The 15,288-nt window shown below is 58.3% G+C and carries 15 protein-coding genes; 8 read left to right on the top strand and 7 right to left on the bottom strand.

Annotated elements, in window-relative coordinates; all coding sequences use genetic code 11:
- Positions 1–151: 151 nt before the first annotated feature.
- A complete protein-coding gene (locus ACUZ79_RS11285) occupies positions 152–1,069 on the top strand; it encodes a manganese-dependent inorganic pyrophosphatase (RefSeq protein WP_240824625.1) in 918 nt (305 codons plus the stop codon).
- A 467-nt stretch (positions 1,070–1,536) separates the two neighbouring features.
- Here the strand turns inward: ACUZ79_RS11285 and ACUZ79_RS11280 are convergent, their stop codons facing one another.
- Positions 1,537–2,259: a hypothetical protein gene (locus ACUZ79_RS11280; protein ID WP_192111493.1), complete on the bottom strand. Its 723-nt coding sequence runs from the start codon at positions 2,257–2,259 to the stop codon at positions 1,537–1,539.
- Between the two features lie 175 nt (positions 2,260–2,434).
- Between ACUZ79_RS11280 and ACUZ79_RS11275 the strand changes: the two genes are divergently transcribed.
- Positions 2,435–3,625, top strand: coding sequence for an HlyD family secretion protein (locus ACUZ79_RS11275; protein ID WP_449251660.1), 1,191 nt, complete (start codon positions 2,435–2,437; stop codon positions 3,623–3,625).
- 779 nt (positions 3,626–4,404) lie between these two features.
- On the opposite strand, the gene queD is transcribed toward ACUZ79_RS11275, so the two are convergent.
- The 4 genes from queD to ACUZ79_RS11255 form a co-directional block, all read right to left on the bottom strand.
- Positions 4,405–4,761, bottom strand: a complete 357-nt coding sequence (gene queD, locus ACUZ79_RS11270; RefSeq protein ID WP_449251659.1) for a 6-carboxytetrahydropterin synthase QueD — start codon at positions 4,759–4,761, stop codon at positions 4,405–4,407.
- Between the two features lie 8 nt (positions 4,762–4,769).
- A complete protein-coding gene (gene queE, locus ACUZ79_RS11265; RefSeq protein WP_449251658.1) occupies positions 4,770–5,408 on the bottom strand; it encodes a 7-carboxy-7-deazaguanine synthase in 639 nt (212 codons plus the stop codon).
- A gap of 334 nt (positions 5,409–5,742) precedes the next feature.
- Positions 5,743–7,491, bottom strand: a complete 1,749-nt coding sequence (locus ACUZ79_RS11260) for a YcaO-like family protein (RefSeq protein WP_449251657.1) — start codon at positions 7,489–7,491, stop codon at positions 5,743–5,745.
- On the bottom strand, positions 7,488–8,264 hold the full coding sequence (locus tag ACUZ79_RS11255; protein WP_449251656.1) for a class I SAM-dependent methyltransferase: 777 nt from the start codon (positions 8,262–8,264) through the stop codon (positions 7,488–7,490). Before ACUZ79_RS11255 ends, ACUZ79_RS11260 begins: the two co-directional genes overlap by 4 nt.
- Before the next feature lie 225 nt (positions 8,265–8,489).
- Between ACUZ79_RS11255 and ACUZ79_RS11250 the strand changes: the two genes are divergently transcribed.
- Together ACUZ79_RS11250 and ACUZ79_RS11245 are read left to right on the top strand one after the other, a co-directional pair.
- Positions 8,490–9,338, top strand: a complete 849-nt coding sequence (locus ACUZ79_RS11250; protein ID WP_449251655.1) for a 50S ribosomal protein L11 methyltransferase — start codon at positions 8,490–8,492, stop codon at positions 9,336–9,338.
- Between the two features lie 2 nt (positions 9,339–9,340).
- On the top strand, positions 9,341–9,670 hold the full coding sequence (locus ACUZ79_RS11245; protein WP_449251654.1) for a hypothetical protein: 330 nt from the start codon (positions 9,341–9,343) through the stop codon (positions 9,668–9,670).
- 99 nt (positions 9,671–9,769) lie between these two features.
- Here ACUZ79_RS11245 and ACUZ79_RS11240 read toward each other — a convergent pair whose 3' ends face one another.
- Entirely contained in the window at positions 9,770–10,621 is an 852-nt protein-coding gene (locus tag ACUZ79_RS11240) for a M23 family metallopeptidase (protein WP_449251653.1), read from the bottom strand.
- Between the two features lie 122 nt (positions 10,622–10,743).
- Between ACUZ79_RS11240 and ACUZ79_RS11235 the strand changes: the two genes are divergently transcribed.
- The 4 genes from ACUZ79_RS11235 (at position 10,744) to ACUZ79_RS11220 (ending at position 14,510) form a co-directional block, all read left to right on the top strand.
- Positions 10,744–11,604, top strand: a complete 861-nt coding sequence (locus ACUZ79_RS11235) for a pirin family protein (RefSeq protein WP_449251652.1) — start codon at positions 10,744–10,746, stop codon at positions 11,602–11,604.
- Positions 11,605–11,691: 87 nt separating this feature from the next.
- Positions 11,692–12,738: a metal ABC transporter solute-binding protein, Zn/Mn family gene (locus tag ACUZ79_RS11230; RefSeq protein WP_449251651.1), complete on the top strand. Its 1,047-nt coding sequence runs from the start codon at positions 11,692–11,694 to the stop codon at positions 12,736–12,738.
- Entirely contained in the window at positions 12,728–13,654 is a 927-nt protein-coding gene (locus ACUZ79_RS11225; protein WP_240824614.1) for a metal ABC transporter ATP-binding protein, read from the top strand. Before ACUZ79_RS11230 ends, ACUZ79_RS11225 begins: the two co-directional genes overlap by 11 nt.
- Positions 13,647–14,510, top strand: a complete 864-nt coding sequence (locus tag ACUZ79_RS11220; RefSeq protein WP_240824613.1) for a metal ABC transporter permease — start codon at positions 13,647–13,649, stop codon at positions 14,508–14,510. Before ACUZ79_RS11225 ends, ACUZ79_RS11220 begins: the two co-directional genes overlap by 8 nt.
- A gap of 118 nt (positions 14,511–14,628) precedes the next feature.
- Here the strand turns inward: ACUZ79_RS11220 and tpx are convergent, their stop codons facing one another.
- Positions 14,629–15,132 (bottom strand): thiol peroxidase, encoded by a 504-nt coding sequence (gene tpx, locus ACUZ79_RS11215; RefSeq protein ID WP_240824612.1) that lies wholly within the window; start codon positions 15,130–15,132, stop codon positions 14,629–14,631.
- Positions 15,133–15,288 lie beyond the last annotated feature (156 nt).

Raw genomic sequence — 15,288 nt, 5'->3', positions numbered from 1 at the left:
AAGTAGATGTGTTTTGTGGGGTAGAGTGTCTACTAATCTGTTTCGGGTTTTTTTGTGCGAAGACCTTGGCATGGACAGGACTTTGTGCTAAAGAGAACAAAGCGGTCGCACTGAACCGCATACCCGAACAATACCGGAAGGAGAGACTGTCATGTCCGCATTAGTTATTGGTCACATGAATCCTGATACCGACAGCATCATTTCTGCCATTGCCGCCGCCGACCTGTACAGCAAGCGCGGTCTGGACGTTACCCCTGCCGCTCAGGGCGCGCCCACTCCTGAAACCGAATTCGTGCTCAAGAAGTTCGGTCTCACCGCTCCCCAGGTTGTTGCCGACGTGGCTGGCAAGAATCTGTACTTGGTGGACTATTCCGATCTGGCTCAGGCCCCCAAGGGAATGGATTCCGCCTGTGTGCTCGGTATCGCTGATCACCACAAGCTTGGTGATGTGACCACCTCCGCGCCCCTGGAAGCCTGGATCTGGCCCGTGGGCTGCACCTGCACCGTGCTGAAGAACATGTTTGACTTCTACGGCGTGGAAATTTCCAAGGGCATCGCTGGCGGCATGCTGTGCGCCATCCTCTCCGATACCGTTATCTTCAAGTCCCCCACCTGCACCCCCGCCGACAAGAAGGCCGTTGAAGAACTGGCCAAGATCGCGGGCGTGAGCGACGTGATGGCTCTGGGCATGGAAATGTTCAAGGTCAAGAGCGCCGTTGAAGGCACCTCCATGAAGGACCTGGTCTTCCGTGACTACAAGGACTTCGACATGGGCGGCAAGAAAGTTGGCATCGGCCAGCTCGAAGTGGTCGACCTTTCCATTCTGGAACCCGTCAAGGCTGGCCTTCAGGCCGAAATCGCCCGCGTGAAGGGCGAAGGCCGTCACAGCGTGTTCCTGCTGCTCACCGACATCATGAAGGAAGGCTCGGAAATGCTGATCGTTTCTGACGATCCTTCCGTGGTGGAAAAGGCTTTTGGCGTGAAGGCCGAAGGCGAATCCGTGTGGCTGCCCGGCGTGATGAGCCGCAAAAAGCAGGTCGTGCCCAACTTTGAAAAGGCTTTCAAGTAAGCTTTAGCTTAGCTTGAAATGTTTTGCCCCGCCGGGGCAGGGAAGCAGGTTCTTGCGAACCGAACCCCTGCCCCGGCGGGGTTCTTTTTTGCCGGGCAGCACTTGGCTTTTTTGAGCGGCAGGTGCTGCCTTTTGCGCTGGGTGAGGCGGCGTCATAACAGTGCCGCACTGGCTGGCGATTTGTGCGGTTGCGGGCTGTGGAGATACGGCTGAACAATGCCGCACTGTTGCGTTTATTCCTTAGCGGCACTTTGCCCGCGCCCTGGCTGATAACGGTGCGCAACCTGCGGCAAAAGCGGGGTAAACAATCAGCCCTGTGCGGGCTACTCGACCCCAGCGCGTGTATGTTGCCGCGCAATTCAATTGCGTGCCAGATACTACTGATGCTCGGACCAACAAAGGCTGCCAGTTCTGTGCGAACTGACAGCCTTTGTTTTTTATACTACAATGGTTGGCGAGTGTGCGGCCTACAGGCTGCGCTCTTCCAGACCTTCGCCGCTCTTTTGCTTGGCCTTGTTGGGCGGGGTGGTGACAGGCTGCAAGCCGGGCACCACGTCATGCACTTCTGTAGGCGGCAAGAGCGGATCGGCGGCATCGCGCTGAATAACCTTGCTGTCGCGCACATACAGCGTGCAGGAAAGGCCAAAGCACTCGTATACCGCAGCAACGGTGCCTTTGAGTTTTTCCTGATCATTGAGCGGCGGCGGGACCAGCACATAATAAATGCGGGTGCGCCCACCCCTCTTGGGTTCCACAAAGCAGGAAACTATCCATTCATCCTGTCCGTCCCCGTTCCAGTCCGCAATGCCGACCATATTGACTTTAAGCTTCTGCGTGGCATGATTGATGCTGAAACCGTTGGGGAAACGCTGCACGCGGCTGTCGGGCAGGATGGTGGCGGAAAATGTTTCGCCAAGATACACATCATGCGCCGTATCGTTTTGCAGCATAAATGAGGGCGAAAGGCGGGTGAAAAGTATGTCGCCGTAGTCTTTCAAGCCCTTGAACGACATGGGGGCCGTGTAGGAGCCGTCCTTGTCCAGCAGGTCACGGGCCTGGAGTTCCTTGGGCATGTTATGCGCCATTTTCATGAATTCGTCTTTTTCCACCACAACTACAGGGCGGGTGGTACCGCAGCCAGCAAGCAGACAGCCCAGGCAAAGCAGGGCGCAGATTCGCGATAAGACCATGATATGTGTAGACTCCCCTGGCGGAGATTTGACGGCAAAAAGCCGCTTCTCCGTGAATGCAGCTTTTGTAAGCGTCTGCGAGCGGCTTGTAAAGAGCATTGCAGGCAATGTGGTACGGTATCTGCATGTTTTTATGATAATGTCATGAAAATGCTCCAACCCCACAGGACACAACATGCCCGAACCAATATACTTGCAAATGCCCGAACCAAGGCTGAAAAAGCACGGCCGTATGTTTTTGCGCCTGCTGCCCCTGTGGGTGATGGGCTGTCTGGTTGCCGCCGGGTGGTGGTGGATTGAATCTGGCCGCGTAACAAGCACCTGGGCCATGCTTGACGGCATGGTGTACGCGGTTTCGTCCGAATTCCCCGCCAAAGTTGAATCCGTAGCTGTTCGCGAGGGCGACCGCGTCAAAAAAGGGCAGGTGCTGGCCCGGCTGGACGCCAAAGCATACGCTGGTCGTGTGGGCGAGGCCGGGCGCGAAGCCGCCGCTCTGCGCGTTATGGCTGGCCCGCCGAGCATTGAAGAAACGACAGCGCGTCTCAAGCAGGCGCAGGATTCGGAACAGGAGATGGTGCGCCGTATCGCACTGGCGCGGCACGATGAAGACCTCAAACAGAAAGCGCGCGAAGAACGCGTGGCAGAGCATGTGCGCGCCCAACTGGCCTTGCGCACACTTGATAGCCAGGGCGGTGAACGCGCCGTGGGCAGCGCGCGCTACGCAGCCGTCAAGCAGGCGGAAGCTCAGACCCGCCTTGCCAAGGAGCGGGCCATTGTGGAATTTGAACAGGTCAGCCTTGTGCGCGCTGCAATCGATCAGGAGCTTGCCCGAGTGCGCGCGGAAGCGCTGCGTTACAAACAGTTGGCCTCAAGCAACCGCTATACGACCAAGTACGTGGCAGGCGCCCTGGGCGCTGCCATGAATGCCGTGCCGCAAAATGCTGTGGACGGCAATCTCTACGCCCCGCAAGATGGGCGCATTCTGCGCGGTATTGCCATGCCGGGGCAGTCTGTGCAACGCGGCGAACCCGTGGTCCTGCTGCTGCCCGAGGGCAAGGAAGCGCAAAAATCCTTCTGGCTGTTGGCCTTTTTTACGCAGGATGCCGCCAATGCCCTCAAGCCGGGCCAGAAATGCGCCATAACCCTGAAAAACGACACCAAGCTTGAAGGGCGCGTCTATGACAGGCTCGACCCCCAGCCCCTGCCGCCCAATGCCATCGCGGACAACAAGGATGCCAGGGAAACTGCGGCCCGCCCGGAAGTTTACGTGCCTGTGCGCATAACCATCAGCGATGGCGAGGGCAAGCAGTTTGAACCCGGCATGCTGGGGAAGTGCGAGGTCATGACACGGGTTTTCTGGAATTAGGGGGATGCTGCGTATCTGTGCGGCAGGCGACCTAGTTGATGAATCTTGTCGATTGAATTTATTGCCCTTTGGGTATGATATTTCGCCCTCCGGCAAAATTGGGGACGCCTGCGCGGCGCGCGGTTTCGCCTCCCCGGCGTGGGGCAAAGGGGGCCTGTTAGGGGCTGCGCCCCCTTCATCCTGATGCCAAATCCCGTTTTACGGGCTTTGGGCCGCCATCGGCGTCTACGCCGCCGGGCGGTAAGGCACGAAAATCTGTCGCTTACGGCGCGGCAAAGCCGCGACCTACTCCTGATTTCCGGTCGTGTTGACGTTGCCAACACTCCGCCGGGGCTGCGCCCCTTTTGCCCCTCTGCACTCCCCCCGGAGCACCCCCAAAGAGGGCTTTCAACTATCTTTATGCTACGAGGGCAACGCGGCTATAGCTGCGGGAGCTTCCTTCCCTCGCTCCGCTCGCTCAGGTGATCTCCCTCCGCGCCGCGTAAATGCCAGTGAACGCTTCCGCTTTGGATTAGAGTCCGTTTCAGCCCATGTTTGAAGATTTTTCTTTAAGGCTGAAAACAGTACTCTTGCCCATTCTGCCTTCTCGCCAAAACTAAATTGTGATGCCCCAAATTGTATGGTTTTTCATTATCAACCATCACCAAGAACCGGGCGCGGAGTCTTGCGACATAACGATCAAGGAATATTTCGTTCAGCCATGATCAAATGGATAAATTGCAAGTCAGAAAAATCCGCCCGCCCCTCATATGCGTCCGTGGCTATCTTTTGCCTACTTCTTACTTCCCCGTGTACACGGCGCCAGAGGTGGGGCTCTCCTTAACCACGATTTTTGAAAGCCCCTTGATCTGGGAATTCAGCTTGCCCCAGAGCCAGATGGCGATATTTTCGCTGGTGGGATTTTCAAGCCCTTCAATATCATTCAGATACGTGTGATCCAGCTGGTCAACATACGACTTCGCAATCGATTTAATGTCGCCAAAATCAACAACCCAGCCATTGGTTTCAGACACTTCGCCCTGCACATAAACTTCAACAACAAAAGTATGCCCATGCAGATTGCCGCATTTGTGGCCTGCCGGAACAGCGGGCAACCGGTGCGCTGCGTCAAAGGTCAAAGTAACGTAAATATCCATATGTTCTCCTACGAAATCCCGATAAACTTGTGTGTCTGAAGGCTGAGCTTCCACAGCGGGCGATCCTGGCAGATTCTGACAGCATCTTCTGTTGCCTGTGACTGACCTGCATAGTCGCGCGGTTGCAGAAAAAAATGTTTGAAATCCAGTTGCTCAAAATCCTGAACGGAGATGCCCTCTTGAGGCCAGACAAGCTTTAGCTCGCTCCCGGATGTAACAACCAGTTTTGTTCCCGCCTTTGGGCTGACCGTAACCCAGTCCAAGCCTTTGGGCAGGGCGAGCGTCCCGTTGGTTTCTATTCCCGTCTCCACACCGCAGCGGCCCAACTCCTGCAACAATTCTTCGGTAAGTTGCAGGGCAGGTTCCCCCCCTGTAAAGACCACGTAAGGCCGATAGCCCGGATGCGTATAGCTGGGGAAAAAAGAGCAGATCGCCTGGGCCAGCGTAGCGGCGTTTTTGAATTCTCCGCCCGATTTCTCGGCCCCGAGAAAGTCTGTATCGCAAAATAGGCATTTGGCAAATTTGCGATCTTCTTCTCGTCCTGACCACAGGTTGCAGCCGGAAAAACGGCAGAAAACTGCGGGGCGGCCTGCGTGGAAACCTTCCCCCTGCAACGTATAAAAAATTTCCTTGACTGCAAAGCTCACTATATTTCTCCAGTTTCACCGCACAGTTGCCGTGCACTCGCTTTTACGCAACAGGCAGGCAGCCGCAATCCTACTGCGTGAAGCGCGTATTCTTATACCCTCAGAGCCATGTTGAGGCAAAATATGTATTTTATCAAGAATATCAGTGGGGTGTTGGCAGCGTCCTGGTAAATGATTTGCTGCTTTTGAAAAACAAGCGCCGGGATTTTGCGCGTCCGTACTCCTGCACGGTAGCATCAAAACCCCGGCGCTGACGCATTCAGCGCGGCAAAATCGTATTTGCGCCATCAGGCCTGACAGGCAAGCCAATTCCCGGTTGGGGGATGGAGCCAGTTCAGTTAGCCGATCCTTCCAGCTCCGCCAGATGGTTGCGGGCAAAATCCAGGCTGGCGTCAAGCTCCAGCGCGGCGCATAGATATTCGCGGGCCTGTTCGGCATTGCCCATGAATTTTTCACACAGGCCGAGGTTGGCGAGGTCCATTGCAGAGCCTTTGTCCACCCGCAGCACAGCCTTAAAGGCCTCAGCCGCCTTGGCATAGTCGCCAGTCTTGAAGTGGGCCACACCAAGCAGATTGCCGTATTCCTTCATGTCCGGGCAGAGCTTGGCAGCGGCTGCCAGCGCGGGCAGCGCCTCCTGCCAGCGGCATTCAAGGGTATCTGTATAGCCAAGGTAAAAGGAGGCCAGGGCCTGAGAATCGGTGTCCGGTTGCAGGGGCACGGCTGCGGCAAAGGCGCTGCGGGCAGTGTTGAAGTCTTCCGCGCGCAGGGCCAGCATGCCTTCAAAGAATGGCAGAAAATGCGCGCCAGGATAGCATGATTCCAGCACTTTCAGGCCATGCAGTACAGTTTCCGCATCGGCTTCTTCCACGAGCTTGCGGCCCACAAAGAGGCCAAGGCTCTGGTTGCGGTCGCGCTCGCGAAAATGCAGGCCAGGCACAATGCTGTAGTGGGTGGGGATGCCGAGGCGCGGATGCGTGGTTTCAACCGCGTAAAGCTCCAGCGGGGCAAGGCCGCGCAGAGCTGTGAGCAGTTCTTCACGAATATCGGCGTCCTCCACGGTGGGCAGGCTGGCAAGGGAGACGGTTGGGCCTTCGATAAGCCAGTTGATCTGCTCAAGGGCCGTGTACTTGGAAAGGCCTGAGGCCTCGTAGCAGGCGCGTGTGCAGAAATCGCCTGCAAGCTGGGCAACTTCCGTAACCGCGCGGATGGCCGCCTTGGCAGGGGAAGCCGCTGTGCCGGCGGTGTAGACGATTTCAGAGCTGTCGGGAAAGGTTTTGGGATCCCAGGCCACGGCGGCAACCGTGGGCAGGGGCATTCCCTGCGAAAAATCTTTCAGCACAATATGCACGCCTTCGCGCTCAAATGCCGCCAGCAGTTCGACCAGCACCGGGTCAAAGGCGCAGGACGCCGGGTCGATGGTGGGCGTGGTGGGCAGGTTGCGGTCAACGCGGCAGCACACGTGGCGCTCGATCAGTTCGCTCAGGCCTTGCAGCAGCGATTCTTCGCGACAGTTGCCAGCCGAGGTGCCGTTAAATTCGCCAAGCAGCTTGAACCAGTCCAGCGGGAGCCACACGGTTTTGCCGTCCAGCAGGCGGGTGGCGGGGTAGAACTGCCAGCGCGTGAGGTCAAGCACACGGCGTGCATCCTGCGGCGAAAGGGTGTCGTCCACCGAGCGCAGCATGGCCTCAATGGGCAGCAGATCACTGCCAAAACGGGCCTCGGCCTCGCTCCATGTGGCGCTGACCATGTGGGGGCGCTCTTCCCAAAAGCTGAAAAAGGCAAAACGCTCCATCAGTTCCATGAGGGCCGAAGCCTCGGCCTGTTCGGCGGAGGAACCTTTGCCCATCTGCTTGCGGGTAGGCATGATACGCCGGGCATCAGCCCCGCACACGCTCAAAAACACGGGGATGCCAAGCCTGCCCACGTCCACGCGGCGCGTTTTTGACAAAATGTCGAGGCGGGAGGAATCCAGCCGTTCCCGCACGCGGGCGATGGTCTGCGCGGGACTCATGGTTTTGTCCAGATCGCGCGTGTAGCCCTTGGGGCAGGGGGCCAGGGTTATGGTGGGCAACTGCTCGTTCATGGCCGCTCCAGAATCAGAATACTGTACAGACGGCGCTGTTCTTCGCCGTTTTCGTCGTGGGATTTAACACCGATGCGACCTTCGGTTATCTTGAAGGTCTTGGCCGCTATTTTGCCAAAATGGGGTTTGGCGCGGGCCACGTCGGTGCAGAAAAAGGCCTTGCCGCCGGGTGCGAGGTGGCGATCCACAAATTTGACCAGCGGCCTGTGCAGCTCGTCCAGATAGAGGATTTCTGAGGCGGCGATAATGTCAAAACCGCTGGCAAAGCGCGGGTCGCGGCCCGGCGCGGTCACGTCCACATGGGTGACTTCAATCTGGTCGCCCAGGCCGTTGCGCAGCACGTTGGCCCGAGCAAAGCGCAGGGCCTGCTCCACCACATCGCTCAGCACCACACGCGCAAATCCGTAGCGGGCAGCCACAAGGCTCAGCGCGCCGCAGCCAGCGCCAAGCTCCAGCAGGCTTTTGCCCTGCGGTTCATATTTGCGCAGCAGGCGGCCCAGCACAAACGAACCGGGCCACAGCTTTGCCCACAGGGGCAGATCCTTGAGCGGATCGTGGATGGCCTTGCGTTGCAGCAGCTTGTCCAGATGGGCGCTCATGTTCTGTATGGAGAGCACCTGAAGGGGATTTTCGTCCACATGCAGCGGTTCGAATTCCACATCAAAATCGGTGCGGATGCGTTCCAGCAGGGTCTCAAGTTCGGCGGCATGGGCCGGGGAAAGATTGGTCGATGTTTCCTCGGGCGACAGAGGCGAGCACTGGGAGTCAGACATGGATGTTCCTTGCAAAGGGGAATACAAAGGCTTCAATAAGTTAGTCACTATACCCGCATTTGAGGCGCATGGCAATCCTTATTGATTAAGTAGGTATTGCGAAGGGCAGCGCCACGCAAAAGGGGGGGCCACCAAAGGGACTCGACCCGGCAGGGGAAGTCTGGCATTGTTGGCAGGTCGGCTGGTGTGCCAGTGGCCCCGCCGCAAACACTGAGCGAGAGGATTATGAAGCAGATTTTTCGTTTGGAAATGGTTGTGGCCGAAGAAGATGCAGACCGCGCCACCGGCTTGCTGACCCTGGGGGTGCCCTTTGGCTGGGAAGAAGAAACCCTGCCCACGGGTGAGACCCGCTTTCGCGTGCATTGCGAAAACCCCGAATTCATCAACACCTTGAAAAGCGACCTTCAGGCCCGCATTCCCGCAGCGGAATACACCCTGACCACGCTTGAGGATCAGGATTGGCTGGCAGCATGGCGGCAGTTTTTTACGCCTGTGCCGTGCGGCAACCGTTTTGTGGTGCTGCCCCCCTGGCTTGCCGACAGCAATGATTTTCCCGGTCGGGAAAAGATTGTTATTGAACCCAAGAGCGCGTTTGGCACGGGACACCATGCCACTACGGCCCTGTGCCTCACTGTATTGAGCGAGCTTGTGGAAGCCGGACGCGTCAAGCCGGGCCAGCATTTTCTGGATCTCGGCACTGGCTCGGGCGTGCTTGGTATTGGCTGCTGCAAGAGCGGCCTGACCGGCGAAGGCTACGACATCGACATGCTGGCCGTGGAAAATGCCATTGAAAACAGGCAAATCAACGGAATCGAGGGTTTTGAAGTGGGCCTTGGCAGCATAGACGCGCTCGAAGGCCGCACCTATGATCTGGTGCTGGCAAATATTCTGGCCCGCCCGCTGATTGATCTTGCCCAGCGCATCGTGTGGGCCTGCAAGCCCGGCGCATGCCTGGTGCTCTCCGGCCTGCTTGAAATTCAGGCCGACAGCGTGGAAGAAGCCTACATGGCCCAATGCCTGCCCAAGCCCCGCCGCGTTATCGACGGCGAGTGGTGCGCGCTGGTCTGGGATTAGCATTGACGGTATTTGCTTTGGCAACTGTGGCGGCGCAGGCGGATATTTCGTCTGCGTTGTCCGGTTTGCCCATTGTTCTTGCGCCGGAAACTGCCCCGGCACTGCTCTTTGCCATAGTGGTCGGGCTTGGCGTGATCTTGCAGCTTGCGGGCAGGTTTTACGCCAGCCGGGGCGCAGCTCTGCTTGGAGCGGGCCTTGTGCTCGGCGCGGGGCTGTTTGACCGCGACCCGGTACTGGTGGTTGGACAGCTTGTGCTTATGGCGGCCCTGTGGCCCAAAGGGCGCAAAAAGTCCCGCAGGGCGGAAGGCCCGAGAAACCGTCGTTCGGCCTAGAGTCAGGTCATTGCTTTGCGGGCGTTTCCCCTGATCGGGGTGGAATCTGCCCGGAACTCAGCCCGGAATTTTGTGCAATGCGAGGGCAGACTGTTCCTGCTATTGGCGCTGATCCCAGGTGGGGATGGGCGGCGGGGTATAGTTATCGAGATCTTTCAGCGTAGTGCCCATGCGCGTATTGCCCATGCGAATGGGGCGTCCGTTGGGGCCGCGCAGCACTGGCCCGCAAGACTGCGCTTCAATGACGGGCGGTATGCTCGCCGGGTCGGGACGCAGCACTTCATCCGCAGAATGCAGGTAGGGCAGGGGGTCAACGGCCTTGCCTGAAGCGTCCAGCAGGCCAAAGTGCAGGTGGGCCCCGGTGGTTCTACCAGTACACCCCACAAGCCCTACGGCTTCGCCTGAGGTGACGCGCTGCCCGGTTTTTACGAGAGTGTTTGACATGTGCCCGTAGCGCGCCGTCATGCCATCCTCTTGCCGGACATCAACGGAGATGCCCAGTGGCCCGTTTTCTCCGGCGCGGATGACTGTGCCGGACTTGAAGGCCGTGACAGGCCAGCCCATGTGCGCGCGGATATCTATACCCCCATGATCGCGCATGACCACGCCGCGCCTGCTGAGCCAACCGGGCATGCGGCGGTTGCCAAAGGGGGATGTGATCAGCTCGCGCAATGGCGGCAAGGCGCGGTTGGTCTCGGTATTCTGGACGGTTTTTGACTGGGTGGGTTTCGGCATTGCTGGCGAAGATTCAGGCTCTGTATACTGGCTGCTGGCAGATGTTTTTTGCGCGTCTGTTTGTCCGGCTTCTGGTTCCGCAGCAAGTTCCGTGGCAGGTTTTGCGGTGTCGGCAACGGGCGCGACCGATGCGCCCTCGGCAACAAGTTCCATGGGCGGGCAGCCAAGGGCTATGCAGAGGGCGGCAAGCGCGAGTCTGCTTAGAAATTTCGACACGTATTCTCCCCGTCTGTAGCTGCGTTTTGAGCGCGAACAGGTCGGCAGCATACGGAGCACTGTAAAAAATGCAAGCCAGGCTTATGCACATACGGCGAAAGCCCGGCACAAGGAGGCAGCACATGCAGTTACGATCCATCACCGGAGACGTCACGGGGCGTCCCACCATTGATGGCGCAGGTGTGCGCCTTGTGCGCGTGCTTGGTTCGCCCACAGTCAAAACATTTGATCCCTTTCTTATGCTTGATGCCTTTGATTCCGTAAATCCGGAGGATTACGTAAAGGGTTTTCCCATGCATCCTCACCGGGGCATTGAAACCTTCACCTATCTTGTGAATGGCGTCATCGAACACAAGGACAGCCTGGGCAATGCTGGCGTTATCCGCGATGGCGGCTGCCAGTGGATGACCGCCGGGAGCGGTATTCTGCATCAGGAGATGCCCCTTGCCTCGCCGCGCATGCTCGGCCTGCAACTCTGGATCAATCTGCCGGCCGCCCACAAGATGACTGATCCCAAGTACCGCGACATCACCATTGATATGGTGCCGCGTGTTGAGGAAGAGGCCGCTTACGTGGCCGTGGTCGCGGGTGAATACAAGGGCGTTGAAGGCGCGGCAAAGGGTGATTATGTGGACGTGCGCTTTCTTGACGTGCGGCTCAAACCCGGGGGGCGCTGGCAGGTGGAGACCAACCCCGCGCACACGGTTTTTGCCTATCTGTATGCTGGCGACTGCTTCTTGATGGAGGGCAGGGAGCCAATGCTGGCCCGCCACTCCTACCTGCTGGGCGAGGGAGACACCGTGGCCTTTGAAGGTGGCGAAGAAGAATGCCGCTTTGTGCTGGTTTCCGGCGCGCCCCTGCGGGAACCGGTTGCCTGGGGTGGCCCCATTGTCATGAATACAGATGAAGAGTTGATGCAGGCGTATTTTGAAATTGAAGAAGGCAGATTTATCAAACACTGGCTTCCGTCTGCACAGAATTAGCCGTTGACGGATTGAAAATATCCGGCTTGACACGGCTGCTGCGGGGTCTTATCTGACCATTTTGCTTTGGAAACAGGAGTAAGTACCATGAGCAATTGTATTTCTGTCTTGTTTCGCAAGGGCAAACATCACGGCCTGGCGCTTTTATGCACGCTGCTCGTAGCCGCTTTTGCGGTTACTGGCGCGTTTGCCGCCGAGCCCAAGGTGCGCGTTCTTGCCACCACCTATCCCGTATATATGTTGACCCGCGCTGTTGCCCAGACAAGCCCGGATGTGCAGGTTGATCTGCTCATTCCCGCCCAGACAGGCTGCCCGCACGACTACGCGCTGACCCCCAAGGACATGCAAAAACTCTCCAAGGCCAATGTTGTGATCATCAACGGCCTGGGTATGGAGTCCTTTCTGGAAAAACCGCTTGCCGCCGCAGGCAAGAAGATAGCCGTCATCGACAGCAGCAAGGGCATTAACGCCATTGTTGAAGAACATGACGAAGACCACGATGCCGATCACGGCAAGGCGGACGCCGCCCATAAGGACGACCACAACCCTGTGGCAGCGGCAAAAGGGCATGATCACGAACATGGTCACGCCCATGACCATGGGCACGACCACGGCGGCCTGAATCCGCATGCTTTTTCCAGCCCGCTGCAAGCTGCTGTGATGGCGCGCAATATTGGCCGTGGCCTTGCTGCGGCTGCTCCGGTTGCCGCAAAAAATTGCCCGCAGGCGGCGGATGCCTATGCCGCCAGGCTTGAGGCTCTGGGCCAGCGCCTTGCCGCAGTAGGGGCCAATGCCGCCAACAAGAATGTGGTGGCCCTGCACGATGGCATGGCCTACCTTGTGCGCGATGCCGGGCTGAACCTTGTGGATGTGATTCAGGAAGATGAAGAGGCTCAACCCTCTGCGGCGCGCCTGCTTGATCTGGTGAAAAAAATAAAAGAATCCAAGCCGGTTGTGCTCATTGGCGAGCCGCAGTATTCGGACAAGCCCGTGCTCGCCCTTGCGGCGGAAACGGGTGTTCCGGCAGTGCAGCTTGACCCTCTGGCCTCGGGGCCGTCTGACGCGCCCCTTGATTATTACGAAACCGTCATGTCCAAAAATCTGGACACATTAGAGAAATATTTTGGCAAATAACAGCTTGCTTGCCCCCTCGGTCTGCTTTGAAAATGTATGCCTCAGCCGAGGGGGCAATAGTATTCTGAACAATATCTGCGCCACTGCGCCCGCTGGCGGCAGCACGGTTCTTGTGGGGCCCAACGGGGCAGGCAAGACCACGCTGCTGCTCTGCCTTATTGGCGAAATGGCCTATACAGGGCGTATCCAGTTCGCTGGTTTAGAGCATCAGCCCCGCATGGCCTATGTGCCGCAGCATCTGATTATGGATCGCAGCCTGCCCCTGCGCGTGTGCGAATTTTTGGCCCTGAGCCGCCAGCGCCAGCCCTTGTGGCTGGGCCTGCGCCCTTGGGCGCGCAGCGAGGGACGGCAGCTTTTGCAGATGGTCAAAGCCGAGCATCTGGAGCAGAGCCGCATGGGCGACCTTTCTGGCGGCGAACTGCGCCGTGTGCTGCTGGCTGCGGCTCTTGGCCGCAATCCGGAACTGCTGGTGCTGGACGAGCCTGCGGCAGGCGTAGACGTGCGCGGCGAGAGGCTCTTTTGGGAATTGCTGGATGCCGCCCGGCACGAGCGCGGCTTTACGCAGATCATGGTCAGCCACAATCTGCCGCTGGTGGCGCACTACGCAACCCACGTGATCTGCCTCAACAAAACAGTATGCGCCACAGGCGCGCCGCGCGCCACGCTGACATCTTCCACCCTCATGGAACTTTTTGGCGTACCTATCCACCTGTATCCGGACCAGTGCGACCCTGAAGACCCCGGCTGCCCGCAGTGCGGCGTGGTGAGCGAAGCCGAGGGCCTGCTGCCCAACTATGCGGCCATTGAGCGGCGCGAGGCCGCCCGCCTGAACGCGCGCCTGTCTGCCCGCCTGAGCGCCTCACAAAGTGAACCCTGCGGTGAAAAAGCGCCGGATCAGGGAGGTTCCCGTGCCTGATCTCAGCCCCGTATATGCGCTTATCTCCATGATTCCGCTTGATTGCCTGCAAATGCGCTTCATGCAGCAGGCCTTGCTCGGAGTGCTGCTGCTGGCCCCCATGGCCTCTGTGCTCGGGGTGGAAGTTATCAATTTTCGCATGGCCTTTTTTTCAGACGCCATCGGGCACTCGGCCTTTGCCGGGGTTGCGCTGGGGTTGATACTGGCTGTGCCGCCGCGTCTTGCCATGCCCCTGTTTGGCATACTGGTGGGGCTTGGCATCATGGCTGTGCGGCGCAAGAGCGACCTTTCGTCCGACACAGTCATCGGCATTGTGTTTTCTGCCGTGGTGGCCTTTGGTCTTGCCGTGGTGAGCCGTGCCGAGGGCATAGGTAGGGACATGCAGCGCTTTTTGTACGGCGATATCCTTACCATCACCGATGGTGAAATTGGCTTTCTGGCCCTGCTCTTTGTTGCCCTGCTTCTGTTTCAGGCCGTAGGCTACAACAGGCTGATGTATATTGCCCTGAATCCGGTTATGGCGCGGGTTCACGGTGTACGCGTGGCAGTGTGGCAGTATGCCTTTGCCGGACTGCTGGCACTGGTGGTGATGTTTTCTGTATGGGCGGTGGGCGTGCTGCTCGTGACGGCCATGCTCATTGTGCCCGCCGCCACGGCCCGCAATTTTGCCCGTTCTGCCGGGGGCATGTTCTGGTGGGCGCTTTTGGTGGGTACGTCATCCGCATTCGCAGGGCTGACCCTTTCGGCTCAGGAATGGCTTGCTACGGCCAGCGGGGCCACCATTATTCTTGTGGCCTGCTGCTGGTTTGCTGTGAGTCTGTTTGCCGCTCAGGCTACGGGTCGCAGACGTTCCTGACGGCAAGGCCGCTGTACATCTCTGCGTTTGCTCTGGCACTCTTTGGCGCGACATCACAAAAAAACGCCTTCCCCTTTCAGTGGGGAAGGCGTTTTGGCTTTTGGGTAGCTTTGATGAGCTAGGCCAGCTTTTTAACAGCTTCCAGAGCGGCTGCGTAGTCAGGCTCGTGGGTAACTTCGCCCACAAGCTGGCTGTAAGCCAGGGTGCCGTCGGGGGCGACCACAAAGACCGAGCGGGCCAGCAGATCCAGCTCCTTGATCAGGATGCCATAGGCCTTGCCAAAGGCGCCAGCGCGGTAGTCGGAGAGGGCTTCAACAGCGGTTACGCCAGCAGCTCCGCACCAGCGGGCCTGCGCAAAGGGCAGGTCGCGGCTCACGGCCACAATACGCACCTTGTCGGACAACGCGGCGGCTTCGGTATTGAAGCGGCGAACTTCCATATCGCATACGGGAGTATCCAACGAGGGAACGCATACAAGCACAAGCACCTTGCCAGCATAGTCTTTCAGGCTGCGGGGGCTCATATCGTTGGCGGTCAGCGTGAAGTCGGGAGCCTTGCCGCCAACGGCGGGCTGGGTGCCTTCAAGATGCATGACATTGCCTTTGAACGTAACTGTATCCATAGGAAACTCCTTATTGTTTCAGGGTTCTTGGATTCTGTGCTATCAAGGCTTTATTGTCAATGATTATTGTTAGCGAGATCGGATTTTCCAGATTTCTCGCTCTCACTTTTTCAGTGTATCGTTGCAGGAAAGTGTTCGCAAGGGCAGTACGCGCAG

Source organism: Desulfovibrio faecalis (assembly GCF_053570625.1).
The sequence above is the reverse complement of the archived record's forward strand: the minus strand, read 5'-3'. Positions and strand labels throughout refer to the sequence as shown.